General features: G+C 69.8%; 24 protein-coding genes and 1 tRNA gene. 8 read left to right on the top strand and 17 right to left on the bottom strand.

The genetic code is table 11. The features are described from left to right. From EP26_RS22365 to EP26_RS22305, 13 genes are all read right to left on the bottom strand, one after another. Positions 1 to 252, bottom strand: a 252-nt coding sequence (locus EP26_RS22365) for a helix-turn-helix domain-containing protein (RefSeq protein ID WP_043342055.1), incomplete at its 3' end; no start/stop codon positions are given. Between the two features lie 178 nt (positions 253 to 430). Further along, positions 431 to 1,522 carry a glycosyltransferase family 2 protein gene (locus tag EP26_RS22360; protein WP_043342041.1) on the bottom strand — a complete coding sequence of 364 codons (1,092 nt, stop codon included), beginning with the start codon at positions 1,520 to 1,522 and terminating at the stop codon, positions 431 to 433. Further along, positions 1,509 to 2,213: a GNAT family N-acetyltransferase gene (locus EP26_RS22355; protein ID WP_043342040.1), complete on the bottom strand. Its 705-nt coding sequence runs from the start codon at positions 2,211 to 2,213 to the stop codon at positions 1,509 to 1,511. The genes EP26_RS22360 and EP26_RS22355 overlap by 14 nt, the downstream gene beginning before the upstream one ends. After that, complete coding sequence (locus EP26_RS22350; RefSeq protein ID WP_052389532.1) at positions 2,213 to 3,325, bottom strand: acyltransferase family protein; 1,113 nt, start codon at positions 3,323 to 3,325, stop codon at positions 2,213 to 2,215. Before EP26_RS22350 ends, EP26_RS22355 begins: the two co-directional genes overlap by 1 nt. An 81-nt stretch (positions 3,326 to 3,406) precedes the next feature. Then, complete coding sequence (locus EP26_RS22345; protein ID WP_157033682.1) at positions 3,407 to 4,933, bottom strand: hypothetical protein; 1,527 nt, start codon at positions 4,931 to 4,933, stop codon at positions 3,407 to 3,409. A gap of 164 nt (positions 4,934 to 5,097) precedes the next feature. Further along, the gene (locus tag EP26_RS22340) at positions 5,098 to 6,036 is read right to left on the bottom strand and encodes an amino acid--[acyl-carrier-protein] ligase (protein ID WP_052389530.1); all 939 of its coding nucleotides are present in this window, start codon (positions 6,034 to 6,036) and stop codon (positions 5,098 to 5,100) included. Continuing rightward, positions 6,033 to 6,341 (bottom strand): acyl carrier protein, encoded by a 309-nt coding sequence (locus EP26_RS22335; RefSeq protein WP_211259517.1) that lies wholly within the window; start codon positions 6,339 to 6,341, stop codon positions 6,033 to 6,035. The genes EP26_RS22340 and EP26_RS22335 overlap by 4 nt, the downstream gene beginning before the upstream one ends. A 194-nt stretch (positions 6,342 to 6,535) precedes the next feature. Then, entirely contained in the window at positions 6,536 to 7,591 is a 1,056-nt protein-coding gene (locus tag EP26_RS22330) for a hypothetical protein (protein ID WP_211259516.1), read from the bottom strand. Between the two features lie 4 nt (positions 7,592 to 7,595). Continuing rightward, a complete protein-coding gene (locus EP26_RS22325; protein ID WP_043342039.1) occupies positions 7,596 to 7,844 on the bottom strand; it encodes an acyl carrier protein in 249 nt (82 codons plus the stop codon). Beyond that, positions 7,814 to 9,754: an HAD-IIIC family phosphatase gene (locus EP26_RS22320; RefSeq protein WP_084112777.1), complete on the bottom strand. Its 1,941-nt coding sequence runs from the start codon at positions 9,752 to 9,754 to the stop codon at positions 7,814 to 7,816. The genes EP26_RS22325 and EP26_RS22320 overlap by 31 nt, the downstream gene beginning before the upstream one ends. A 7-nt stretch (positions 9,755 to 9,761) precedes the next feature. Further along, the gene (locus EP26_RS22315; RefSeq protein WP_043342037.1) at positions 9,762 to 11,375 is read right to left on the bottom strand and encodes an MBOAT family O-acyltransferase; all 1,614 of its coding nucleotides are present in this window, start codon (positions 11,373 to 11,375) and stop codon (positions 9,762 to 9,764) included. Positions 11,376 to 11,533: 158 nt separating this feature from the next. Then, a complete protein-coding gene (locus EP26_RS22310) occupies positions 11,534 to 12,514 on the bottom strand; it encodes a hypothetical protein (protein ID WP_043342035.1) in 981 nt (326 codons plus the stop codon). 31 nt (positions 12,515 to 12,545) lie between these two features. Then, positions 12,546 to 13,082, bottom strand: a complete 537-nt coding sequence (locus EP26_RS22305) for an adenine phosphoribosyltransferase (protein WP_043342033.1) — start codon at positions 13,080 to 13,082, stop codon at positions 12,546 to 12,548. 132 nt (positions 13,083 to 13,214) lie between these two features. Here EP26_RS22305 and EP26_RS22300 point away from each other — a divergent pair, with 132 nt between their 5' ends. After that, the gene (locus EP26_RS22300; RefSeq protein ID WP_043342031.1) at positions 13,215 to 13,409 is read left to right on the top strand and encodes a DUF2842 domain-containing protein; all 195 of its coding nucleotides are present in this window, start codon (positions 13,215 to 13,217) and stop codon (positions 13,407 to 13,409) included. A gap of 47 nt (positions 13,410 to 13,456) precedes the next feature. Here EP26_RS22300 and EP26_RS22295 read toward each other — a convergent pair. Together EP26_RS22295 and EP26_RS22290 are read right to left on the bottom strand one after the other, a co-directional pair. After that, positions 13,457 to 13,533: transfer RNA gene (locus EP26_RS22295), tRNA-Pro, on the bottom strand. Positions 13,534 to 13,598: 65 nt separating this feature from the next. After that, on the bottom strand, positions 13,599 to 14,186 hold the full coding sequence (locus tag EP26_RS22290) for an LOG family protein (RefSeq protein ID WP_043342029.1): 588 nt from the start codon (positions 14,184 to 14,186) through the stop codon (positions 13,599 to 13,601). A 145-nt stretch (positions 14,187 to 14,331) separates the two neighbouring features. Between EP26_RS22290 and EP26_RS32285 the strand changes: the two genes are divergently transcribed. From EP26_RS32285 to EP26_RS22255, 7 genes are all read left to right on the top strand, one after another. Further along, a complete protein-coding gene (locus EP26_RS32285; RefSeq protein ID WP_052389529.1) occupies positions 14,332 to 14,766 on the top strand; it encodes a c-type cytochrome in 435 nt (144 codons plus the stop codon). Between the two features lie 67 nt (positions 14,767 to 14,833). Further along, positions 14,834 to 16,189 (top strand): diaminopimelate decarboxylase, encoded by a 1,356-nt coding sequence (gene lysA / locus EP26_RS22280; protein WP_043342027.1) that lies wholly within the window; start codon positions 14,834 to 14,836, stop codon positions 16,187 to 16,189. A gap of 59 nt (positions 16,190 to 16,248) precedes the next feature. Then, positions 16,249 to 18,756 (top strand): DUF4175 domain-containing protein, encoded by a 2,508-nt coding sequence (locus tag EP26_RS22275; protein ID WP_052389528.1) that lies wholly within the window; start codon positions 16,249 to 16,251, stop codon positions 18,754 to 18,756. After that, positions 18,756 to 19,709, top strand: coding sequence for a cation diffusion facilitator family transporter (locus tag EP26_RS22270; protein ID WP_043342026.1), 954 nt, complete (start codon positions 18,756 to 18,758; stop codon positions 19,707 to 19,709). The genes EP26_RS22275 and EP26_RS22270 overlap by 1 nt, the downstream gene beginning before the upstream one ends. Positions 19,710 to 19,783: 74 nt before the next feature. Next, the gene (locus tag EP26_RS22265) at positions 19,784 to 20,953 is read left to right on the top strand and encodes a zinc-dependent alcohol dehydrogenase (protein WP_043342024.1); all 1,170 of its coding nucleotides are present in this window, start codon (positions 19,784 to 19,786) and stop codon (positions 20,951 to 20,953) included. Further along, positions 20,950 to 21,462, top strand: coding sequence for a hypothetical protein (locus tag EP26_RS22260; RefSeq protein WP_043342023.1), 513 nt, complete (start codon positions 20,950 to 20,952; stop codon positions 21,460 to 21,462). The genes EP26_RS22265 and EP26_RS22260 overlap by 4 nt, the downstream gene beginning before the upstream one ends. Positions 21,463 to 21,556: 94 nt before the next feature. Continuing rightward, a complete protein-coding gene (locus tag EP26_RS22255) occupies positions 21,557 to 21,817 on the top strand; it encodes a hypothetical protein (RefSeq protein WP_043342021.1) in 261 nt (86 codons plus the stop codon). 41 nt (positions 21,818 to 21,858) lie between these two features. Here the strand turns inward: EP26_RS22255 and EP26_RS22250 are convergent, their stop codons facing one another. Together EP26_RS22250 and EP26_RS22245 are read right to left on the bottom strand one after the other, a co-directional pair. Further along, positions 21,859 to 22,275 carry a tellurite resistance TerB family protein gene (locus EP26_RS22250; protein ID WP_043342020.1) on the bottom strand — a complete coding sequence of 139 codons (417 nt, stop codon included), beginning with the start codon at positions 22,273 to 22,275 and terminating at the stop codon, positions 21,859 to 21,861. Positions 22,276 to 22,337: 62 nt separating this feature from the next. Next, positions 22,338 to 25,130: an ATP-dependent DNA helicase gene (locus tag EP26_RS22245; protein WP_043342018.1), complete on the bottom strand. Its 2,793-nt coding sequence runs from the start codon at positions 25,128 to 25,130 to the stop codon at positions 22,338 to 22,340. Between the last annotated feature and the right edge of the window lie 22 nt (positions 25,131 to 25,152).

Raw genomic sequence — 25,152 nt, 5'->3', positions numbered from 1 at the left:
GTTCAGCCGTGACGCCTGGCCCGGCGCCTTGCGGTCAATCAGCCCAGCCGGACCCTCGGCATTGAACCGCACCACCCAGTCCCGGACGATCTGCACCGTCACCCCGCCGATCCGGGCGGCCTCCGTGCGCGACACTCCGTCGTAAACGGCAGCCAAGGCCAACAGGCGACGGGCCTGGGCCGCATCCTTGGTTCGGCGAGCCGCAGCACGAAGCCCAGCTGCGTCAAAGTCAGCTCGGAGTGGGATGGGCATGGCGAAGCTCCTCTGCTCGCCACGTTGAATCAGAGCGCCGTCAGTCTGGGAATCCCCAGAGAGTCATGCTCTCGGAGACTTGGTATTACGGCTCCGCGCGAAGAAGGCCGGCATCCAGGTGAAGTCGCATACCCTTTCGGAGAATACGGCGGCGCGTGGCGCGATGGGCTGAAGCGCCTCAGCCCGGCGTAGGGGCGAAGACCTTCGCCTCGGCGCGGGCCGCGGCCCAGGCCGGCGTATCGCGCAACAGGCCGAGCGACTGGAGCTGCTCAGGCCCGGCATAACGTAAGCTGTGCGGGCCATGGAGGGTGAAGTCCGGATCGCGCTTCAGGGCCGCGAGGTAGCGGCGGTACTCGGACGACCCGTTGTAATGCGCATTGCGCGCCACCGCATCCAACACCCGGGCGTGGAAGTCCTGCAGAAATTTGAAGTGGAGCAGCGCACCGCTCGGCTGGTCCGCGGCGAGGGCGAGCGGCGCGACCGAATGCGCCGAGCGGAATGCCATTCCATCGCGCCACCGCAGCAGGGGTAGCTTGGTGAGGTTGGGCGAGCGGCGCGGCGCCAAACGCGTGAACCAGGCGGCGCGGCGCAACGGCGGCAGGCGCCAGCCGAGGTTGTAGAGCTTCTGGTGGAGGAGGCGCGCTGGACGGGTCGGGACTGTCTCGGGGAAGAAGAGGCGCTCGCGAATCCCGCCATAGGTTGCGATATGGGGAAAGTCCGGCTCGTGCTCCTGCCGCAGCTGCGGCGGCTCGAACCAGGGCGCGGCCTCCAGCAGGTCCTGTTCAGGCTGATACGAGGTCGAGTGCAGCGGCTCGCGCGGGAAGAAGTCGAGCATGAGGGTCAGCAGGCCCTCGGAGCCGATTCCGTCAAGATGCGCGCAGAGTTGGGGCAGTGCGCCCGGCCTGGTGCTGCCGGGGAAGACCAGCATCTCATCGGCATCGAAGAGCAACACCCAGTGGCCGTGCGCGTAGCGGTGCAGCAGCGCATTCACCCAGTCGATGCCGAAATTGGCATCGGCGAAATTGGTCGGTGCTTCGACGACATGAACGCGCGGAAACTGAAGGGCGACCTCGCGCGTGGCATCGCTCGAGAGATTGTCGATCAGGATGATCGACCCGATGCCGAGATGGCGGGCGTGGCGGATTGCGGCGCCGAGGCGAAGCGCCTCATTGCGCGCGACTACGATGCCGATCACCTCGCCGGGCGCGGGAGCAGGGGCGGAGTTGACCAGCCTTAAGTCGAAGGGAAGGGCATCGTCACGCGAAGGCATGCTGGTCCTTCGGGCGCCGGAGGCTTTCGAGGACGAGTCCTGATGCGTCGAAATTGGCATCGCGTAGCCAATGAGCCAGCGCGGCGCGGCGTTCGGGCCACTCCGCATCGAGCAGGGAATAATAGGCCGTATCACGGCGATGGGCGCGTACCACCATATGGGCGCGCAGCACGCCCTCGAAGCGGAAGCCGAGCCGCTCCGCCGCCCGGGAGGATGCGGTGTTCAGCATATTGCACTTCCATGCGACACGACGATAGCCGAGGTGGAAGGCGAGATCGAGGAGCAGGAACATGGCCTCGGTCGCCGCCCGGGTGCGGGCGAGGCCGGGTGGGAACCAGATATTGCCGAGTTCGATCGCCGCATCCGCCGGGCGGATGTCGAGCAGCGCGAGCCAGCCGGCTGCGGGACCGGGCTTGCCATCGGCGCCATGCGGCCGCACTGCCCAGACCAGTTCGCCCTTGCTGACCGCCATGAAGCGCAGCGTGCCGGCGAAGGCGGCACGGTCTGCGAACGGGCCGAAGGGCAGCCAGCGCCAACTGTCAGCGGCTTGCTGTGCGGCGGGCCACAAATCCTCCGCATGCGCAGCGGCCAAGGGTTCTAGCGTAACGCTGCTGCCGGTGATGAGGGCGTGCTCCGGCCGCGGGCGCGGCGCCGGATCGACGGGCTCGCCGAGGGGATCTGCCGCGCTCATCAGACGAAACGCCGGCCGCCGGCGAGGAAGGCGTAGAGCGCAGGCGAGAGGCGGAAGATCACCGCCGCGCCGGCTGCCGCGATCGAAACCGTGACGGCGACGCTGGCGGCGTAATGGGCGAGCATCCACGCATCCGTCTCAGCCGGTACCAGGCGCCAGAGCAGGTACTTCACGAAGATGATGATGGGGAAATGCGAGGCATGCAGGAAGAAGGCGAAGCCGCCATAGCGGGCGAAGAAGCCGCCCAGTGGCGTCGTGGTCAGGCGCAGGCAGAGGCCCCAGCAGGCGATGACGCCGAGCGGACGGGCGAGACGCGTTGCAAGGTCGAGCACATCCTGGTGCGGTGGTGTGGTCGGGTCGAGCCAGAGCGGCGCCAGGGCCCGCGCCGCCATCAGCAGCGCATAGGTCAACAGCAGAATCTTCGTGGTGTGCCAGGAGACGTTCAACGGCACCTGCCGCATGCGGGCGAAGCCGCCGAGGAAGAAGAAGAACAGCACATCGGTGCGGATGAAGATGCCGAAGGTGAAGTCCAGCACCCAGGAGGCGCCGAGTACGGCAACGCCGGCCAGTGGCGCGTGACGCAGGATAAGCCAGAGGAGCGGGCTGACCAGGACGGACAGAAAAAGGTCCCGTACGAACCAAAATTGGAAGGCGACGGGTAGGCCTGTCAGGCCGAGGACCCCATCGACTACGCCGAAGAGGCTGGGCTCGTCGAAGTCGAAGCGGAACTCTCCGAGAAGCCCGGTGGTCGGGGCGACAGCGTGCAGGAGGAAGCCGACGGCGATGGTGGCAAGGTTCCAGGTGAGAAGCGGCAGCAGCAGCGAGCCGATGCGATTGCGCATCCGGCGTGTGAGGGTCTGCAATGGGTGGTCGGCAAGTCCGAAGAAGAGCCAGCCGGAGATGGTGCTGAGCAGCGGCACTGCGCTGAAGAAGAACAGCAGCACGAAGCTGTTCACGAAGGTGGCGAAGGAGTGGCTGTCTGGATCGAAGCCGGTGAAGGGCGACACGCGGCTGTTCGGGAAGGAGAAGTAGTGCAGGAAGACGAGGCCGATGACGAGGACCACGCGTGCGACCTCGATCGTCGTCGGCAGGCTGGCGGGAAGGCTGCGCACTGCATCGACCTGCGCAACGGGTCTCGTGGATGACAGTGCAGACTGAAGGATGGCCATGGAATGCGTCCCGGGCTGTTCTTGTTATGCTGCGTGGGTAGTAGCGGTTCGGGCGAGAAGTTGCGGAGCATTGGTAGCGTGGACATGCATGTGATGCTGGAGCAGATCCCGCTCTACGGCGTCGATGAACTCGTCCTGCATGGCCTGTGGATTGATGGCGTGGTCAGTTCCGCCGAGGACGAGGGTACGGATCGGAGCGTGCTGCGGCAGGTGGCGGCCGCCGCGGCCGAAATGCGCGCGCAGCTCGCGCAGCGAGCGGTCGCGGTCGCTGTAGGCCAGAAAGAGCGTCGTTCCGCGTGCCTGCAACTGCCGCAGCCAGCGGCCGGCGCGGTCCAGGCCGGTTTCAAGGCCGAGCCGTTCAGCCAGGAAGCGGTCGGTTTCGGCAAGGAGCCGGCGCAGCGCCATACGCGGTTTGCGCCATCTGGGGCTCTCGCCAGGTGGTGGTCCGCCGTCGAGATCCGGCGCGCCGCCGGCAGCGCGATCGAAAGCCGGCAGATTGGCAAGGGCGAGGCCGGCGATGCGAGTATCCCGCAGCGCGGCCTGGAAGGCGTGATGCGCGCCGGAACAGACGCCGACCGCCAGGCTGCGTCGGAAGCCTTGGCGTTCCAATGCATCGAGGCCAGCGAGTGCATCCGATGTCGGACCATCCTCGAACAAGGCTTCGGCGCGCTGCTCGTTGCGGAGGACGCCGCTTTCGCCGACGCCGTCGGCGTCCATGCGCAACGAGGCGAAGCCGAGTTCCGCAAGGCGACGTGCCAGGCGCACGGCAATGCGGCCGTTGCCGATATGATGGTTGGCGCCGGTATTGAGGATCAGCACGGCGGTCGGCTGCGGTTGTGCCGGGCAGCAGAGTATGCCGGTCAGTTGCTCGTCGGCGCCGAAGCGCAGGACGCGTTCCTCCATGCCCGGTGTGACAGCAAGGCGGTCTGTCAGTGGGCTCGGAAGGGGTAGTGGCGTCGCAGTCCTGGGCAGCCATGTTGCGATGCTGCCGAAGAGCGCCTTGGGCGCGATGCTGAGCTGGGCATGACGAAAGAAGGCGGCATGCCCTTCGAAAGGCAGCATGGTCACGGCTGCGCCAAGATCAGGAAGGGCGACCGCTGCCGGTCTGGGCGGCTCGGCGAGCAGGATGCGGGCGGGACGTGCCTGGCGCAAGAGAGCGGCGAGATCGAGCCCGCGCAATGCAGCGATGTCGCTTTCATGCAGGCGGAAGCCGGCGGCTTCGAGCCAGCCCGGCTTTGGCGTGGCCTCACCGGCGGCACGCGCGGCGAGTAGCAATTCACGCCCGTAAGCGCGGCCCGACCAGACGGGCGCGAGAAGGACGATATCGAGAATGCTGCCTGGGCGGCGTGCCGCACTGGCCGCAGCGAGGAGCGCGCCGAGTCGCAGGCCACCGAGGCTGATGGCTTTCAGGCCAAGCGTCCCGCTCATCCAATCGCCGGCCGCCTCGATGGCGGCGAGCCAATCGGTGAGGCGATCAGGCGCTTCCTCGCCTGCGGAATCGCCGGTGCCAGGATAGTCGAAGCGCAAAACCGGCGTGCCGGCGGCGGCCACCCGCTCGGCCAGGGCGCGTAGCCCGGCCTGGGTGCAGATCAGCTCATAGCCGAAAGGCGGGCACAGCACGAGGCCATGCGCTGCCGATCCGTTTGCCGGATGCAGCCACCCGCGGCAGCCTTGAAAGGCGACCGGAATCATCGATGGCTGCCCCCGTCTCGTCTTCAGGCCCGAGGCCAGAGCGTTGCGCGTACCGATTCCGGCCAGGCTTCGATATCGAACCCGTGCTGCCGGAACAGTGCAAGGGAGACACGCTCCAGGCCGAAGCCAGCGCAGCCGGTATGTGCCGCCTCACCATCCGCGTCACGGATGCCGTAGGCATCGGCGAAGTGGTGGACATGATAGTTGAAGCTGCCGCAGGCGCTGAGCTTGTCGGGGTTGGAAATCGGCACGAGGATTTCGAATTTGAGGCGCTGGCTGCGCTGACCATTCGCCATGAGCATGCCGGGGCGGCCGAAGAAGGGATCGTTCGCCAGATCCGTGGTCGCAGGCAGGCCCATGCGGCGGAACATCTCCAGGGCTCGTGTCATCCAATGCGACTGGAAGGCGCGGATACGCTCCGGCGTGCCGAAGCACACCTGCTCGCGCTGACGGAACATCTGCATGCGCGCGGGGTCGATCGAGGGCTCGCGGCGGAAGCAGTAGGAGGACGAATCGACCAGCCAACCTTCCGCCGGCAGCGGGCCACGCGCGGCGATGATCGGATAGACTGGGTAGCAGGATGCCGGTGTCAGCACGACATCGGCGGGCTGTTGCGCCGCGGTCCAGCCGCCTTCCTCGGGCGTGCAGGCGAGCACGCGCTTGTGCTCGCGGTCATCGCCGCAGAAGCAGTGAACAGTGCCGACAAGCTGAGGCATGTTCTTGAAATAGCCGCTCGCCTCGAAGCCGGTGCGCGTCATGATCGGCGGGAAGCGCATGATCTCCGCGCCGTCTTCCGTCGACATCCGGCCGATGAGGCGATCGACAGCGTCGACCAGATTCTCGAATGTAGCGCTGCGCCCGTAGAGGCCATCGACGCCGGTTGCGAAGAGCAGGCCGCGCTCGAACAATTCCTGGCGGAATTCATCGGCGCTGAGGGGAGAAGCAAGTTCGGTGGCGCTCACTGCACGGTCTCCGTGGCGACGGGCCAGCCATTGGCGTCAACCGCCTGGCCACCAGCGGGGACGGTGCCATCGCGCAGGCGTTCCAGCACATGCACGATGGCGTTGATGGATGTGAAGGTGTCGCGCGTCAGCACCGTCTCGGGAAATTCGATGCCGAGGGCGTTCTCGAGCCCGATCATCACCTCCACCGTGCCGTAGGAGGAAAGGCCGGCATCGAAGAGATCGGTGTTGTCGCCGAGCGTGTCGGCGGAGGCCGCGAGGTCACCGACGCCTCTCAGGACATTTCGAACGGTTTCATGCAGCACGGCGCGATCTCCAACAAGCAGCAATCTTTATTTGAATAAATATACGGGCTAATCAACTCAAGATGGCTTTATCGAGCCGCAATGATTGCGCCGGCGACAGGTCGTCCCGCCGTCGGCGCACAGGGATTACGCCTCACTGTCATGAGCTTCGTATAATATGACGGTGGAGGCGGCGTGATGCCGCCGCCCTGATATCAGTCGTTGCCCGTCACACCCAGAGGAGGCGGATTGAGCACGATGCGGGCCCGAGAGTCGGATGGAGATTCGGCTCCGGGGATGTCGAAAGCTTGCAGCAGCGCCGCGGTGAAGCGCGGGACGCCTGTCCAGCGCAGGTGGATGGCGTCGAAGAATTCCTCCTCGTCGGCCGCGAAGGACAGGTTGCTGTCCCAATAGCGGGCACCGCTTTCACCGAGGGCGGCGCGGATGCCGCTGGAGAAGCGGCCGAGCACCGCGCCATCCGGGTCGTGCTGGGCCCGCCATTGCGGGTGCAGCGGCGTCATTGCGACCATCAGTCGCCTGCCCTCGCCATGCACTCGGCTGGCGAGTTGCGACAAGGCGGAGAGGCAGGCCGGATCCGGCTTGTCGACCGCGCCGTATAGCAGCTGCCCACGACCTCCTTCCGCGCCGAGCGGCCCGCTGCCGAACCGGTCGAAGACCAGCGGGTCGATGCGGTTCACGCCGGAGCGCTTGTCGCCGATGGTTGCGGCATTGCGTGCCAGCGAGACGAAGGAGAAGTACCGGGTATAGTAGAACCAGGGCGTTACCCGATCGAAGACGTAGTCGTCGATATCGCCGCGGTCGAGGAAGGCGGTCGGATGGCTGGTGCAGTTCTCGAAATCCTGCGGCGAGGCGACCATCACCACCTCTCGCACCATTGGGTAGTGATCGAGCAGCCAGTCGGCCGCAAAGCCGGTCTGGTTCACGCGCAGCCCGCAGAAGGCACCGTTCAGTGGCTTCAGGTCCGGCGCCTTCCGCAAGAGCGTGTCGCCGTCGAAATGGCGCCAGGCGACGGAAGAGCCGACGACCAGCAAGGTCGGCGAGCCGGGTTGTTCATCCCGCAGGAAGCGCAGCTTCTCGTCGACGCAGAGCGAATTGCTGAAGGCTGGCGGCGGCAGGTTTCCCGTCGCCGAGAGCGTCAGCAGGACGCCATAGTACAAGGCGAACATCCCCAGCAGCGAGCCGAGGAAGGCCAACAGGTAGCTTGGCTGCACCGGTTTCGGTGAAGCTTCGGCGATCGGCGCTCCGGACATGGCGTCATGTGCCTTTCCGCTTGGTGCCGATCAGCTGGACGAAGTCGCCGACATTGTGCAGCGCCTCGAGCTCGGCAGTGCGGAAGCGGATGCCGAACCGCGTCTCGGCCGCGACCACGAGGTTGACATGCGCCTGGCTGTCCCAGCCCGGGATGTCCTCGGCGGTGGTCGCGGCGGAGATGGTGATGTCGTCGTCGTCGAATACGTCGCGGAAGACTTCCGTCAGTGCCGCGTAGATCTCCTGTTCGTGCATAGGGTATCCAAAGCGATAGGGTGGGCGAACGGCCGTGAGCCGCGAGTCTCGATGCGCCAGACCAGCGTCCCGTCGGGGCGATCCGGCAATGGCGCCATCGGCGTGAAGCCGAGGCGCGGATAATGCTCCGCCACCATGCCGTTGCGGGCGGTGGGGCGGTATTCGCCGATGAGGGCGGTGATGCCCTGGTGCTGCGCATGGTCCAGCAGCACCTGCAAGGTCGCTTCCTCGACCTTGCGGCCGAGCACGCGGCAGCTCATCAGCCAGGTATCGATCAGCCACTCGTCCGGGCGCAGCGCCGCATCCGGGCGTGCGAGCACAACGCTGATGAGGCCGTTATCGCCGAAGCGGTCCGTGAGGCGGAGCGCCAGCGCCAGCGAGTCCGGGGCCTCGGCCAGGGCCTGCATCTCGGCTTCGGTGTAGCGGCGGGTGGTAAGGTTGAACTGGTTGGTCTTGTTGACGAGCTGCGTCGCGCGCGCCAGCTCGGCCGAGCCGATCGGGCGCGCGGTCAGCACCATCTCGAGGCTGCGGAGATAGCCCTCAAGATCGGTCGCCTGCTCCAGCATGGCCTGGCGCTCGGCATTCGCCGCGTAGCTGCGGCCGCGCGTGGCGTCGTCGGCGGTGAAGCCGGCCGTCTCGAAATAGCCGGCGGCACCGAGCCAAGTGGGATAGAGCGCAACGTCCTCCGGCAGTTCCGGCACGGCGACATCGGGCAGCTCGCGGCGGATGATGTCGCGCTCGGCGGGATTGTCATCGACGAAGACCAGGGCATCGAGGCCGATGTTCAGCTGCTTCGCGATCTGACGGAGGTTGCCTGCCTTGTCGGACCAATTGGCGAGGAAGGCGGCGATGTCGCTGCGCTTCAGCGCCATGTCCGGATGGTTGACGAAGGCCGCCTCGGCGACCGCGGCGTCGTTCTTGCTGCAGACGGCGAGGATGATGCCGCGCCGGCCGAGCTGGGCGGCGTAGCGCTGCATGGCGAGGAAGGCCTCGCCGGTTGGATTGCCCTGGCCGAGCTTGATGCCCTCGATGCCGTCATCGCCGATGACGCCGCCCCACAAGGTGTTGTCGAGGTCCAGCACCAGGCATTTGCGCGCCCGGCCCAGTACCGCGCCGGCGATGCGGGCGACGAGGTCGCCATGCAGCGGCGCCATCACCGGGCTGACGAGCTGCTTCGCCTGGTGCCAGCGTACCGGGTCGGCGAGGCCATCCGCCGGGCCCTGGCCGGCCATCTGCGTGGCGAGGTCGAGCAGCAGCACGCCATCCTCGCGCGCGGCGGCGCGAAGACCGGCATTCAGGCGGGCGAGCAGGCTGTGCGGTGCGGCAGGGACCATCGCCTCGTAGCTGCCGAAGAGCGGCGGGCTGGCGGGCACCAACAACTGCTGCACCACCTGCGCGTTGAACCGCTCCTTCGCCCGGCGCCAGAGATGGCGCAACTCGCCGATCCGGGCGGCAACGGCTTCCTCCACCGCGCTTTCCGGAGAGTCGAGCGGCAGGTCGATGGGAGAGTCCTGCGCATCCAATGCAAGAAGGATCAGCTGCGGCGCAAAGGCGGCGAGCGCGGGATCTTCGCCGAGCAGCGACTGGCGGTAGCTGCCATAGGGCGCGACATGCACCGCAAGGGCAAGGCCGCGATGCAGCCCGGCGACGCGGATGCCGGGCACCAGATGATCGACGGTATGCGAGGCAAGGATGGCAAGGCGCAGCGGCACCAGGCCGAGATGGGCGGGCGGCGCGGCGAGGCCCTCCTCCGCCAGGCGGTCGAGCCGGCCGGTCGCGGTGAAGTCGCGGCGGAAGCCGGCGAGGTGCATGGCCCGCGCCAGCCGCTCGCCCGGGTCGGCGATGCGCCGGGCGGCGGAAAGCGCTGCGCCGAGATCATCATGCACCGGGAGCCAGGCGAGTTGTTCCATGACGGCCTCAGAACTGGAAGTAGAGGAATTCGGTCGGCGCCGAGGAGAAGGTCTGCATTAGCACGAAGAAGCAGAGCACGCCGAGCGCGACGCCGTAGATGGGCGCCGGCCGCCAGGTCATCGCCGGCAGGATCGCCTGCACCCAGGCCGGGCGGCCACGCCAGCCGAGGGCGGTGCGGAACTGCAGCATGAACTGCTGAGTGTTCGGCATGAACCAGACGAAGGCGAGCAGTACGATAATCCTCGCCCAATCCTCGATCTGGAAGAACCGCCCGGCGCCGACCGCGAGCCCATGGCTGGCGACGATGTCGGCGATCAGCGGCAGATGGGCGAAGCTTGCCGGGACGACGGTGCCGTGCAGCCCGACCATGCCGGCCAGCAAGTTCAGCGCTGCCGGCACACCCTCCGCACGGAAGAAGACCAGGGCGACGACGACGCAAAGGAAGGTCAGCAGCACGGAGGATGCATGCGGCAGCAGGCGGTCGTCGTCGAGCTTCCAGCCCCGGCTCGCTTTCCAGGCGCGCCAGCCATGCGCCACCACCAGATAGAAGCCGTGCAGCAGGCCGAAGACGACGAACTGCCAGCCCGCCCCATGCCAGACGCCGGAGACGAACATGGTCAGGACGGTCGGCCAGGCGACCAGGGCGAGGAAGGTGCCGGGCGACATCTTCCCGCGGCGGGGGAGGGGCTTGCCGGCGGCGGTGCGCGCACGCGTCGCGCGCAGCACGATTGGGTTGTAGACATAGGTCGTCAGGAAGCGCGTCAGCGTCATGTGCCAGCGCGACCAGAACTCGATGACGTTGCGGGCCTTGAAGGGGCTGTCGAAATTCGGCGGCAGGCTGATGCCGAAGAGCAGGCCGAGGCCGATCGCCATGTCGGTATAGCCGGAGAAGTCGAAATAGATTTGCAGCGCATAGGCCAGCGCGGCGCCCCAGGCATCGAGCAGCGCCAGGCTCTCGCCACCCGCGGCCGCGGCGAAGGCAGGAGTCGCCAGGGCGCCGAGCGGGTCGGCCAGGATGACCTTCTTGGCGAGGCCAAGGCCGAACAGGGTCAGGCCGATTGAGATGTTGTCGAAGCGCGGGCGGAAATTCTCCGGGTTGCCGAACTGGCTCAGCATCTCGCGGTGATGGGTGATCGGGCCGGCGATCAGATGCGGAAAGAAAGTGATGAACAGGCAATAGTTAAGGAAGTCGTGCTCGACCACGGCCCCGTCATGCGCATCGCTGAGATAGGCGATCTGCTGGAAGGTGAAGAAGGAGATGGCGAGCGGCAGGACGATCTCGCGGATTTGCCAGTCAAGACCGAAGGCGGTGTCGATATTGGTCAGAAGGAAGGTAGTATACTTATAGTAAAGCAGCGGCAGCAGATTGCCAATGATGCCGAGCACGAGCACCGTCCGCGACGGCCTGTGTAGAAGATAGCCGCCCAACAGGTAGTTGGCGAGGATGCTGGCCATCAGCAGCGGGACGCACCAGGGATTCCACCAGCCGTAGAAGACAAGCGAGGCGAGCGTCAACCAGCCCGCCGCCATCCGGCTTTGCCCCGTCCCGGCGAAGACCAGGAAGCCGAGCAGAACGAGCGGCAAGAACCCGACAATGAAGGTGGCGGAACTGAAGACCATCGGTCTGTGCTCTTCTGAAAGGACGTTCACCGCGGCGACAGCGCACCGCAATATATGCCATTCCAAAAAGACGCAGGTTCACAAACAGAAAATCTTCGTGCCGCTCACGCCATAAGTGATGTCGGTGCTTGGCTCCTGAACCGGGATGGGGCGTGAGGTCAATCCGGTTTCCAGCGCAGCCGGCGGAACAGCCAGTCCCGGTAGGCGAGAACTGCCTCGGGCGGTGGCGCGAGCGGGCTGAAGACCGGAGCAAGCTCGGCTCCGGCGCTTAGCCGGATGCCCGGGCCCAATGCCCCGCGTTCTTCCTCCAGCCAGCGTTGCGCCGCCGCGCGCCAGAGGGCGACGAGGTCGCCCGGCGTCAGCGCCGGGAGCAGCAGCGCGCCGAGCAGCCGGGCATTGGCCGCGGCGGCGAGCAGGCCAGTACGCAGGGCGGCATCGCCGCCGGTGGCAAGCTCGCTGACGGCTGGCACCTCAGGCAGGGCCGGGTCGCGCGCTTCATCCAGCACGAACCAGGGCTGGGCGCCGAGCGCGGCGAGTCGCGCCAGTCCATTGCCACCTTGCACCACCACTGCCTCAACCGCGCCCTGCGTCAGCGCCGCATCGGCGCGGGGGCCGGCGAGGCCGAGGACCGGGGTGGCGGCATGGCCGATCAGGTCGAGGCCGAGCAGGGCCGCGGCGCCGGCTTGGTCGGGTGCGGCAAGGCCGAGGCGGAGCGGCGCCGTGGCCGCGGGCGGGCGGCCTCGTCCGGCCAGCACCGCCGGCCCTTGTGCGGCGCAGACCGGCACCCAGCCGGCGCCGTCGAAGCGGGCGCGCTGGTCGCCCACCAGACGTGCCTGGGCCGCGGCGCCCGGCAGTACCAGGAGGGTGCGGCCATCCGGCGCGGCGGCGGTGGCGAAGCGGTTGGCGGCGGTCACGCCATCCGGGCCGCCAAGCACGCTCCGCTCCAGCGTCATGGCCGTGGTGCTGCCGCGCGCGAGCGCCGAGGCCAGGCGGTTCGCCCAATCCGCGAGCGGCCCATCTTCCGGGCCCGGGACCAGCAGCGTCGCCGTCGCTGGCGGCAGGGCGAAGGCCGGGGCGGGCCATGCGGCGAGGGCGGCAGCCAGCACCTTCCGGCGGGTCGGTCGCGGGCCTTGCGCCATGCTGTGCCTCCCTCGCCTGCGGTGGAACCCCCTAGTCGTCGTAGCGCAGCAGGGTCTCGCAGGGGAGGTCAAGACGGGAGCGGCCGTTGAGGAAGGTGAGCTCGATCAGCGCCGCGACGGCCGGCACCTCGGCCCCGGCCTGGCGCAACAGGCCGATGCCGGCCGCCATGGTCCCGCCGGTCGCCAGCAGATCGTCAAGCAGCACCACGCGCTGGCCGGGCTGCACCGCATCGGCCTGCATCTCGATCCGGTCGGTGCCGTATTCCAGCGCGTAGTCGAGGCCGATCGTCTCGCCCGGCAGCTTGCGCGGCTTGCGCAGCATGACGAAGCCGAGGCCAAGCTCCAGCGCCAGCGGGGCGGCGACCAGGAAGCCGCGGCTCTCGATGCCGGCCAGCACATCGGGCTTGTAGGGACGGATCTTCTCGGCCAGCCGCTCCATCGCCGCGCGCCAGGCGGGGCCGTGCCGCAGCAGGGTCGAAATGTCGTAGAACAGGATGCCGGGCTTCGGGAAATCCGGGATGCCGCGGATATGCGCGCGGAGATCGAGATCGGGGTGGGTCTCGGGCATGGCCTGTCCTTCGGTGGGCGTGCCTCCGGGGGCCGGCGGCGGCGCCAATAAGCACCGGGGGCGGGCGAGGCGCAACGGCCGGGCCGCGATTCGGGGCTTGGCGGCGGCGCGGGCCTGCGCCATCTGCGGGGCATGTCTCGCGCCTCCATCGCCACGCTCGTCGGCCTCGCCGGCTTCCTCGCCTATATCGTCGGCGTGGTGACGCTGGCCGACCATGTGCTGCAGATGCACTGGGCGGTGCAGGCAGTGTTCTTCCTGGTCGCGGGCACGGTCTGGGCCTTGCCCGCCAGCAAGCTGATCATCTGGGCCGGCAGCGGCCGGGGATGAAAAAACCCCGCCAGCGGGGCTGGCGGGGTTCTCCGGCGAGGCCGACTTGGTCGGAGCGAGAGGATTCGAACCTCCGGCCCCTGCGTCCCGAACACAGTGCTCTACCAGGCTGAGCTACGCTCCGCTGGTCGGCTCGTCGCCGCGGGAGGCGGCCATATACAAGCCGGGCCACGACCCGGCAAGGGGGGATCAGAGCCGCTCGGCCGGCGCCGAGGCCTCGTCGGCGGGGCTCGCCCGCAACAAGGCCATGGCGGCCGGTACATCAGCCGCGACGGCAAAGAGCTGCCGGCCATCGGCGGCAACGAACCCCGCCTCGATCAGATGATCGAACAAGGCGAGGAGCGGCCGCGCCCAGCCGGCGATGTCGAGCAGGATGATGGGCTTGTCGTGCAGGCCGAGCTGGCGCCAGGTCAGGACCTCCATCAGCTCGTCCATGGTGCCGAGGCCCCCGGAGAGGACGATGAAGGCATCGGACAGCTCATACATCCGGGTTTTCCGGCTGTGCATGCTGCTAGTGACTTCGAGTTCGGTGATCTCAGGATAGACCCGCTCGATCCGCGTCAGGAATTCGGGGATGACGCCATGCACCTGCCCGCCGGCGGCGATGGCGGCCTCGGCCACCTTGCCCATCAGCCCGATCCCGCCGCCGCCGTAAACCAGAGTAAGGCCGGCCTCGGCCAGGGTGCGGCCGAGGGCTTCGGCCGCCGCGGCATGGGCCGGGTCGGCGCCGGGGCGGCTGCCGCAGAAGACGGCGACGGATCGGATGGGCTCTGGCATCGGGTGAACTCCGGGTGCGGTGCGGCTGCAACGCAGCGGCACCACCGGATATCTGGTGCGGCTTCGTTACAGTCCGAGGCTTGCCAATGGAAGGGGCAGCCATGCCATGATCGCAATCATGGGTTTGGGGTTAGGGGATTCTTGCATGACATGGCGGATGATGGTGTCGGCGCTGGCCTTGATGGCGCTGACGGGGACGGCTTTGGCTCAGGGGGATGTCATCGCCGAGCGCCGGGCCGGGCTGAAGCGTATGGGCGCGCATATGGATGCGATCAAGCCCATGGCCGAGGCGCGGGGCGACGTGAAGGCGCTGGAGCCGCGGATCGATGACATGATCGCCTGGTTCCGCACCATGCCGACGCGCTTCCCGCCCGGCTCCGACCGCGGCGACACCAAGGCGCTGCCGGCGGTGTGGTCGGATCGCGCCGGCTTCGATGCGGCGAATACCCGACTGCTCGGTCAGCTCGACGTACTGAAGGCGGCGGCGGCCTCGGGCGACACGGCGGCCTTCGCCACCGCCTTCCAGGCGACCGGGCCGCAATTCTGCGGCGGCTGCCACCGCAACTTTCGGGCGCGTTGAGGGCCCGGGCGCGGCGGGCAGCAAGCGGGCGCTTGTCCCGCCGCCCCGCCGCGCCGCACAATAGGGGATGGCTTCCTCCCTTCCCCTCGCCCTGGCCGATGCCGAGCCGAGTTTCGCCGAGATGCTGGCCCTCCGGCCGCATCTTTCCATGCATGCCCTCGACGGGCTGACGGTGGAGGAGGTGCCGCTCGCCCGCATCGCCGCCGCGGCCGGCACCCCGACCTGGGTCTACTCCGCCGGGGCGCTCAGGCGCCGGGCACGGTCGCTGAAGGCGGCGCTGGCGGGGGTGGGGCTCAAGGCTTCCATCCATTATGCGGTGAAGGCCAACGGCAATCTCGCCGTGCTGCGGGTGCTGGCGGCCGAGGGGCTCGGCGCCGATGTGGTCAGCGAGGGGGAGCTGCGGCTGGCGCGTGCCGCCGGCATCCCGGCCTCCGCCATCGTCTTCTCCGGCGTCGGCAAGACTGAGCGGGAGCTGCGCCTCGCCGTCGCCGAGGACATCGCCCAGATCAATATCGAAAGCGTGGAGGAGGCGGGGATGCTCTCGGCGCTGGCCGCCTCGCTCGGGCGGGTCGCGCGGGTGGCGCTGCGGGTCAATCCGGATGTCGATGCCCGGACCCATGCCAAGATCACCACCGGCAAGTCCGAGAACAAATTCGGCGTCGCCTTCGAGGATGCGCCAGCGCTCTATGCCCGACTCGCCGAGCTGCCGGGGCTGCGGCCGGTTGGCATCGCCATGCATATCGGCAGCCAGATCACCAGCGGCATGGCGGCCTATCGCGCCGCCTATGCGCGGATGGCGGAGATGGCGCAGGCGCTGATGGCGCGCGGCTTGCCGGTCGAGCATCTCGATTGCGGCGGCGGCCTCGGCATCCCCTACCGGGACGAGCCGGCGCCGGCGCCGGAGGCCCTGGCGGGGGCGATCGCCGCGACGCTCGGCCCGCTCGGCCTGCCGGTGATGCTGGAGCCGGGGCGCTGGATCGCGGGGCCGCCCGGCCTGCTGCTGAGCTCCGTCGTGCTGCAGAAGCAGGGGACGGGGCGGCGCTTCCTCGTCCTCGATTCGGGGATGAACGACCTGGTGCGGCCAGCAATGTATGATGCCTGGCATGGCATTCTCCCTGTCGCGTCGGCGGATTGCGCCGCCGCCCTCAGTCCGGCCGATGTCGTCGGGCCGGTCTGCGAGACGGGTGACACCTTTGCGCGCGGCCGCGCGTTGCCATCTCTGCAACCGGGGGCGCTGGTCGCCTTCCTCGATGCGGGAGCCTATGGGGCGGTGATGAGCAGCACCTACAATGCGCGTCCCCTGGCGGCGGAGGTGCTGGTCGATGGCGCGCGCTTCGCCGTGGTGCGGGAGCGGCAGGGCTTCGATGCCATGCTGGCCGGGCAGCGGATGCCCGACTGGCTGGCCGGGGGGGCCGTCCCCTGAGCCCGGAGCGCCTCGCCGCAGCGCTCGCCAGCCGGCGCCGCCTGGCGCGGCTGGCCCTGTTGTGGGAGGCGCTTTGGCCCCGGCTCTGGCCGGTGCTGGCGGTGCTCGGCCTGTTCGTGATCCTCGCCCTCCTCGACCTGCCGCGGCAGCTGCCGGCGGCGCTGCATATCCTGCTGCTGATCGGCTTCGCCGCGGCGCTCGGGCTGGTGGGGTGGCGGGCTTTCCGCGGCTTCGTCCCGCCCGGCGATGCAGTGGCGGAGCGGCGGCTGGAGCGGGAATCCGGCCTCAGCCATCGGCCGCTGGCGGCGCTGGCGGACCGGCCCGCGGGCGACGATCCGGCGGCGCTGGCGCTCTGGCAGGTGCATCAGCAGCGGGCGGCGGCGCAGATCGGCCGGTTGCGGATCGGCGCGCCGCGTCCTGGCCTGCCGGCACGTGATCCGCGGGCGCTGCGGGCGGCGCTGGTGGTCGGCCTCGTCGCCGCCTTCGTCATGGCCGGGGGCGAGATGGGGGAGCGGCTGCGGCGGTCGGTGAGCCCGGCCTTCGCCGGCCCCACAGCCGGGCCAGGGCTGCGGCTCGAGGCCTGGGTGACGCCGCCCGCCTATACCGGGGCGCCGCCGATCTTCCTCGACCCGGCTGGGGGCAATGTGACGGTGCCGGCGGGGAGCCGGTTGCAGGTCTCGCTCTCCGGCGGTGGGGGCGGGGTGCCGGAGTTGGTGGCCGATGCGGCGGCAACGCCCTTCCAGGCGCTCGATGCAGCAAGCTTCAGCGCCGAGATGCCACTGGAGCATGGCCTGCGCCTGGCCGTCCGTCGCGGCGGGACGGAGCTGGCGCGCTGGACGCTCAGCGTGCAGGCCGATGCACCGCCCTCCGTCGCCTTCGCCGAGCCGCCGGGCCGGGTCCAACGCGGCCTCGGCACGCGGATGCCCTGGCGGGCGGAGGATGACTGGGGCCTGGCCGGGCTGCGGGCCGAAATCCGGTTGGCCACGCGACCGGAGGCGGCGCCGCTGGTGCTCGACCTGCCGCTGCCCGGCAGCAACCCGAAGACGGCGCGCGGCACGGCACAGTCTGACCTCTCCGCCCATCCCTGGGCCGGGCTGGAGGTGGCGGCGCGGCTGATCGTGCGCGATGGCGCCGGGCAGGAGGGCATGTCCGAGCCGGCGACGCTCACCCTGCCGGAGCGGAGCTTCAACCATCCGGTAGCGAAGCGGCTGATCGCCATCCGCCGCGAGCTGTCGGTGGAGCCGGAGCGGCGCACCCCCGCCCGCCGGGCGTTGGAGGAGGTGGCCGAGGCGCCCGAGGCTTTCGAACACGACACCGCCACCTATCTCGCCCTCCGCGTCTCCCGCAGCCGGCTGTTGAACGACCGCCGGTCCGAGGCAGTACGGGAGGTGCAGGACATCCTCTGGGAAGCCGCGCTGGCGCTGGAGGAGGGTCGCGACGGCCGCACCGCCCGCGCCTTGCAGCAGGCGCGCGAGGCGCTGCGCGAGGCGCTCGACCAGGCCGAGCGGCAGCAGCAGGAGGCCCGCGAGAACCCGGAGCGGGCACCGGAGCAGGCCGAGCAGCGCGCCGAAGTGCAGCGCCGCATCCAGGAACTGCGCGATGCCATCCGCCAGCATCTGGAGGCGCTGGCCGAGCGGCTGCAGCGCGAGAATGCCGAGGCGATGCCGGAAGGCAGCCAGAACCGGATGATGGACCAGCGGGACATGGACCGCCGCACCCGTCGCATGGAGGAGGCCGCCCGCGAGGACCGCACCGAGGATGCGAGGAAGGAGCTCGCCGAGCTCGAGGAGATGCTGAAGGCGCTGGAGGAAGGCCGCAGCCAGCGCGCCGAGAGCCCCGAGCGTCAGCAGCGCCGCGAGCGCGGCCAGCAGCAGATGGGCGTCGTCCAGGACATGGTGAAGCGGCAGAGCGAGATGCTCGACCGCAGCCACCAGCGTGCCGACCAGGGCGAGCGCGACCGCAGCCCGCGCAGCCGGCAGCAGCAGCGCCAGCAGCAGCAGAGCGCCGAGGCACAGCAGCAGCCCGAGGCCGGGCAGGATGGTCGCCGCCAGCGCGCCCTGCGCCGGGCGCTCGGCGAGCTGATGCAGCAATTCGGCGACCTCACAGGCGAGATCCCGGACGGCCTCGGCCGCGCCGACCAGGCGATGCGCGAGGCGCAGGAGGCGCTCGGCCGGGGCGGCGACCCACGCGACGCCCAACAGCGCGCACTCCGCGCCTTGCAGGAAGGCGGCCGGCAGATGGCGCAGTCCATGCAGCGGCAGTTCGGCAACCCGCAGCCGGGCGAGGGCGAGGAGGAGGGCGAGCCCGGCGACATGGCCGGCGAGAACCAGCCCGGCGGTCAGGGCCAGGACCAGGCGCAGGGCCAGGGTGAGGGGCGCGACCCGCTCGGCCGCCGCTCGCGCGACGTCAACGGCAATGCCGACAACGGCGCCGATACCCGCGTGCCGGAAGAGGCGGAGATGCTCCGCACCCGCAAGCTCCAGGACGAGCTGCGCCGCCGCGGCGCCGAGCGGGAACGGCCGTCGGAGGAGCTGGACTACATCGACAGGCTGCTGAAACGCTTCTGATGCCGCACGGGGATCACCACCACCACCATGGGCACGGCCATGGACATGAGCACGGGCCTGGCCATTCCCATGGGCCGGCGCCGGGCGAGCGCGGCTTCGCCCTCGGCATCTCGCTCAATCTCGGCTTCGTCGCGCTGGAAGTGGTGGCGGGGCTCGTCGCCGGCTCCATGGCGCTGCTGGCGGATGCTGGGCACAACCTGTCCGACGTGCTCGGCCTGGTGCTGGCTTGGGTGGCGGTGCGGCTGGCGCGGCGGCTGCCGGGTGGGCGGCGGACCTATGGCTGGCATCGCGGCACTATCCTGGCGGCGCTCGGCAATGCGATGCTGCTGCTGGTCGCCGTCGGCGCCATCGCCCTGGAATCGGTGCAGCGGCTGATGGAGCCGGCGCCGGTTGCCACCGGCTTCATGATGGCCGTGGCGGCGGCGGGCATCCTGGTCAATGGCGGCACGGCGCTGCTCTTCGCCCGCGGGCGGGAGGCGGATATCAACCGGCGCGGGGCCTATCTGCACATGGTCGCCGATGCGGGCGTCTCGGCCGGCGTCGTCGTGGGTGGGTTGCTGATTCGGCTGACGGGCTGGGACTGGATCGATCCCGTGGCCGGGCTGGTCATCGCCGGCGTCATCCTGGTCGGCACCTGGGGGCTGCTGCGGGAATCGATCGACCTCGCCATGGATGTGGTGCCGCGGGGCATCGAGCCGGAGGCGGTGAGCACCTGGCTGGCCGGGCAGCCGGGTGTCGCCGAGGTGCACGATCTGCATATCTGGGCGATCTCCACGACCGAGACGGCGCTGACCGCGCATCTGGTGCGGCCGGGCGCGGCGGTGGATGACGGATTCCTCAGTGCGGTGCAGCGGGGGCTGCGTGAGCACTTCGGCATCGGCCATGCGACCTTGCAGGTGGAGCAGGGCGACCCGGCGCATCCCTGCGCGCTCGCCCCCGCCGAGGCGCTGTAGGGCCGTTCCGCGCCCGGCCCGACAACCCGGGCTGGTGGCATCGCGTTTCCCCCCCGACTGGGAGAGACATTCCGATGCGCGCACTCTGTTGGCACGGCAAGCAGGACATCCGCTGCGATACGGTACCCGACCCGAAGATCGAGCACCCGCGCGATGCGATCATCAAGGTCACGTCCTGCGCGATCTGCGGTTCCGACCTGCATCTCTATGACGGCTTCATGCCGGGCATGGAGAATGGCGACATCATGGGCCATGAGACCATGGGGATCGTCGAGGAGGTCGGGTCCGAGGTCACGAACCTGAAGAAGGGCGACCGCGTCGTCATTCCCTTCACCATCTTCTGCGGCGAATGCGACCAGTGCCGGCGCGGCAATTTCTCCGTCTGCGAGCGGAGCAACCGTAACAAGTCGCTGGCCGACAAGGTCTTCGGCCACACCACCGCAGGGTTGTTCGGCTACACGCACCTGACCGGCGGCTATCCGGGCGGGCAGGCGGAATACCTGCGCGTGCCCTTCGCCGACAAGACCCACATCAAAGTGCCGCTCGGCGTCCCCGACGAGACGCTGCTCTTCCTCAGCGACATCTTCCCGACCGGCTGGCAGGCCGCGGTGCAGTGCGACATCCAGCGGGACGACACCGTCGCCATCTGGGGCTGCGGGCCGGTCGGGCAGTTCGCCATCCGCTCCGCGCTGCTGCTCGGTGCGAAGCAGGTGATCGCCATCGACCGCGTGCCGGAACGGCTGGCGATGGCCGAGGCGGGCGGCGCCACCACCATCGACTTCTCGAAGGAGAGCGTCGTCGAGCGGCTGAACGAGCTGACCCGCGGCAAGGGCCCGGAGAAATGCATCGACTGCGTCGGGCTCGAGGCACATGCCACGGCGACCATCGACAGCATGTATGACCGCGCCAAGCAGGCGGTTATGCTGGAGACCGACCGGCCGCATGTGCTGCGGGAGATGATGTATGTCTGCCGTCCCGCGGGCGTGCTCTCCATCCCCGGCGTCTATGGCGGACTGCTGGACAAGGTCCCCTTCGGGATGGCGATGAACAAGGGCCTGACCTTCCGCATGGGCCAGACCCATGTGAACCGCTGGACCGATGACCTGCTGAAGCGGATCGAGATGGGGCAGATCGATCCCTCCTTCGTCATCACCCACACGGTCGGGCTGCAGGACGGGCCGGGGATGTACAAGACCTTCCGCGACAAGCAGGACGGCTGCATCAAGGTGGTGCTGAAGCCATGAGCCGGACGCGCGGATCGAACCAGGCCCTGGCGCTGGCGCAGGGGCTCGGCTGGTTCAGCATCGCTCTCGGCGTGGCCGAGGTGCTGGCGCCGCACCGCATCACCCGAGCGACCGGGCTGCACGGGCATGAGCGGCTCATCTCCTCCTATGGCGTGCGGGAGATCGTCACCGGCATCGGGTTGCTGACGGCGAAGGACCCGACGCCCTGGGTCTGGGGCCGCGTCGGCGGGGATGCGCTCGATCTCGGCACGCTGGCGGCGGGTGTCGCCGGGCCGGAGCGGGAGCGTTCGGGCATCGCCTTCCTGATGACGCTCGGCATCGCGGCCCTCGACGTCGCCTGCGCGCTGGCGCTGCGGCGGCCGCTGCCGGCGGCGATGGCGAGCTTCCGCCGGCGGAGCGGCCTGCCGAAGCCGCCCGGGGCGATGCGCGGCGCGGCGAGCGACTTCGTCGTGCCGGCGGATTTCCGCACGCCGGAGGCGCTCAGGCCGCTGAACGAGAAGGCTGGCTGAAAGGCCGCCGTATCAAACCCACCCTGTATGGGACCGTTGTAGGAAGGCTGCCTGCGGGAGCCTCCTCCCGGGCCATACACAGGGATCAGTCATCATGAGCAAGCCGCATTCCCGGACGACCGAGAAGAACAACGACCATTCCGGCGGCGGCCCGGGCAGCAGCCACCAGGGCGGCTCGCATGGACACGCGACACGCTCCGACGATAAGGCGAACAGCGACACGACGCGCGAGCCGGGCACGCCGACCAACCCGGACCGTTCCCGCGTCTCGGGCGGCGGGGGTGAGCGCGACGTCGCGCATACGCACGACACCGCCTACAAGAGCTCGAAGCACAGCAGCTCGAAGAACGACTGAGGCCGGCCGCTCCGGCGTGCTGCGGCACGCCGGGGCATCCCTCAGATCACTTGGTAGCGTGCCCGCGCCGCCCGCTCGATGGCGCCGGCGATGAGGCGATCGATATCCATGGCGATGCGGAAGTCCTGGAGGAATTGCAGCTCCTCCTGCGTCAGGTCGCCATCCGCCGCAGCCACCTCGCAGGCCAGCAGATAAGCCGTCTCGCGCAGCCGGGCCGGCAGGGCCTCGCGGATCAAGGTGCAGGCGCGGTCCAGCCCGTCCGCCCGGTCGAGCAGGGTGAGGCAGGTCTCGGTGACGCTCGAGATGCCGTTCGGGTGGAAGTCGCTGAAGGCCGGAAGGGTCTGCACGAGCCGGGACATCATGGCGAGCTCGGCATCCGACATCATGCGGTCGGAGGCCGCCATCAGCACCATGGCGCAGACCAGTGCCTCCTGCGGATTGAAACGGGTATTGGGCATGGGGGCCTCGCTTTCCCGCGGTTGGTCGCCCGGCCGGCGGGCGGCGTCAACCACCCGGCCTGTCACCCTTCTGCCAGGAAAGCACGCGTCTCCGCCACCACTTCGGCGAGGCCGGTCCGGCGTATCGGCACCCCCTCCGGCAGCCCGGCCAGCAGCCGGCTCGGGCAGGAGCGGTCGAGCAGGACGAAGACGCCGCGGTCATCCGCCCGGCGGATGAGCCGGCCGAAGGCCTGGCGCAGCCGGTGCCGGGCCAGCGCATCGTCATAGCCCTTGGGGTCGCCGCCGGAGAGGTGGATGCGCCGCTCCCGGTGCAGGATGGAGGGGCGCGGCCAAGGCACCCGGTCGAAGACCAGCAGGCGCAGGCTGCGGCCGGGCACGTCGACGCCGTCGCGCATCGCATCCGTGCCGAGCAGGCAGGAATTCTCCTCGGCGCGGAAAACGTCGACCAGCGTCGCATTGTCCATCGCGTCCATGTGCTGGGCGTAGAGCGGGATGCCGGCCGCCTCCAGCCGGGGCGCCATGTGGCGGAAGCCGTCGCGCAGCCGGCGGATGGCGGTGAAGAGGCCTAAGCCCCCTCCGCCAGCCGCCAGGAACAGCGCCCCCATCGCCGCTGAGACCTGGGATGGGCGGGTCTTGTCCACATCGGTCACGACGAAGGCGCGGGTGCGGGCCGCATAGTCGAAGGGCGAGGGGAAGGCGGCGCGGATGGCCGGCGCCGCCAGGTGGCTGGCGCCGGTGCGGGCCTCGGCGGCGACCCAGTCGGCCTCTTGGTCGCCGCCCAGGCCGGCATCGCGCAGCGTCGCCGAGGTGACGAGCATCCCATGCGCGGGGGCGGCGACGGTGAGGGCGAAGGGCGTCGTCGGGTCTAGCCAGTGGCGGTGCAGGCCGGCATCCACGTCGCGCCCCTCGCGGCGGGTCAGCGCCAGCCAGTCGACGAAGGCGCGGCGCTCGCCGGGGGTGGGCGGCGGCTCGCGCAGCGCCCGGAGCATGCCCTGCCAGGCGGTGAGCGGCATCAGGGCGCGGCGCTCGATCCCCTTCGCGGCGGTCTCGTAGCGGATGCGGTCGGCGGTCTCCAACTCCTCAACCTCATCCTCGAGCCGGGCCATCAGCTTCTCGCGCAGCCGGGACAGAGGCTCCTCGATGCGCTTGAGGGCGCGCTCCAGCGCCTCGCCGGCCTCGGGCAGGTCCTCGCCGAGCGGGTGGAGGTCGCATTCGACGTCGTAGAGGCCGTCCTCCTCCCGCGCGCGGGCGAGGACCTGGCGGCGGACGGCGCGGAGGAAGATCTCGGTCGGGTTGGATTGCCGCTCGGCGGCGGCCTCGGAGGCGGGCTCGCGCGGCTCCTCGGAGAGGCGCGTCACCCAGCCGAGGCCGGGCAGGGCGCGGGCGGCGTGGAGGGCGGCCTCCATCGGCGGCAGCAGGTCGGGCAGGTCGCCGGCCAGCTCCTCGATCCGGCGGCGGAGGCCGCGCGCCCGGCTGCGGCCGCCCTCGGCGCCGAGCAGCCAGCGGCGCAGCTCCGCCGTCTCGCCGCCGCAGAGCGCGGCGGAGAAGGCGGCATCGGCAGCGTCGAATAGGTGATGCCCCTCGTCGAAGACGTAGCGCAGCGGCTTGGCATCCTCCGCCCCGCCCTGCGCCGCCTGGACCATCACCAGCGCATGGTTGGCGATGACGAGGCTCGCCGTGCGGGCGCGGCGGATGGAATGCTCGACATAGCATTGCTTGTAGCGGGGGCAGGCGGAGCGGATGCACTCGCCGCGGCGGTCGGCTAGCGGCCAGATGCTGGCGGGGCCGTGCAGCTCCGCCACCCAGCCGGGGAAGTCGCCGGCCATCAGGTCGCCGTCGCGCGTCGCCAGCGCCCAGCGGGCGACGAGGGCGAGGGGTACGGCCATGTCGGGATGGGTCGCCTGGCCCAGCATCTCGTCGAGGTTCAGCAGGCAGAGGTAGTTCTCCCGCCCCTTGCGGACGACGACGCGGCGGCGGCGCTCCTCCGGCTCCGGGTAGAGGCGGGCGAGTTCCTGGTCGATCTGGCGCTGGAGGTTGCGGGTGAAGGTGCTGATCCAGACCGGGGCACCGTTCCGCTCGGCCCAGAGGCTGGCCGGGGCGATGTAGCCGAGCGTCTTACCCGTGCCCGTGCCGGCCTCGGCGAGGACGACATGCGGCGTGCCGCGATCCTCGCGCGGTGCGAAGGCGCCGCTGGCTGCGGAGGCATAGTCGGCCTGCTGCGGCCGTTGCTCGGAGCTCTCGCCGAGAATCTGGGCCAGCCGGGTACGCGCCTCGCCGGGCGAGACCTCGAAGCTGCCGGGGGGCTGGGCGGGGCCGGGATCCTCCCAGTCGGGCAGGCGGCGCCAGACCTTGTAGGGGTCGAGCGAGGGTTTTTCCTCGCCGGCGCCGAGGGCGGCGAGGACGGACTCGGCCCAGGGCCATCCGGCAATCTTCTTCATCTGGGCGGCGAGGATGGCGGCGTCGCGGTTCAGCGGCAGGTGGCGACCGGCGGCGAGGTGCCGCAGCAGGATCGTCGCCATCTCCGGCAGCTGCGCGGCGGCAGCCGCGTCATCGGTCGGCAGCGGCAGGTCGAGCGCCATGGCGAGGCCGCGCGGCGTCGGCGCCGCCGGGCGGGCCGGCATGCAGAAGGCGAAGAGCTCCAGCAGATCGAAAGCGGCGTCGAAGCGCGGCAGGTCGAGCCGGCGGGCGGCGGCAGGCGCATGGACCAGCAGCGGCGCCGCGCCGCCCAATGCCTCAGCGAGGCCGGAGGCGGGCACCGCCAGCAGCTCGCCATCCGGGGCGAGAAGCGTGGCGCGGCCGAGCCCGGCGATCAGGGCCGGAGCGTCGGGCAGGAGAAGGCGCGGGGGCTGGGGCATGTGTTCGCGCTTTACCCCAGAA

The sequence above is a fragment of the Belnapia moabensis DSM 16746 genome, from assembly GCF_000745835.1.
Classification (GTDB): domain Bacteria; phylum Pseudomonadota; class Alphaproteobacteria; order Acetobacterales; family Acetobacteraceae; genus Belnapia; species Belnapia moabensis.
This window is presented reverse-complemented; position numbering and strand designations above follow the sequence as displayed.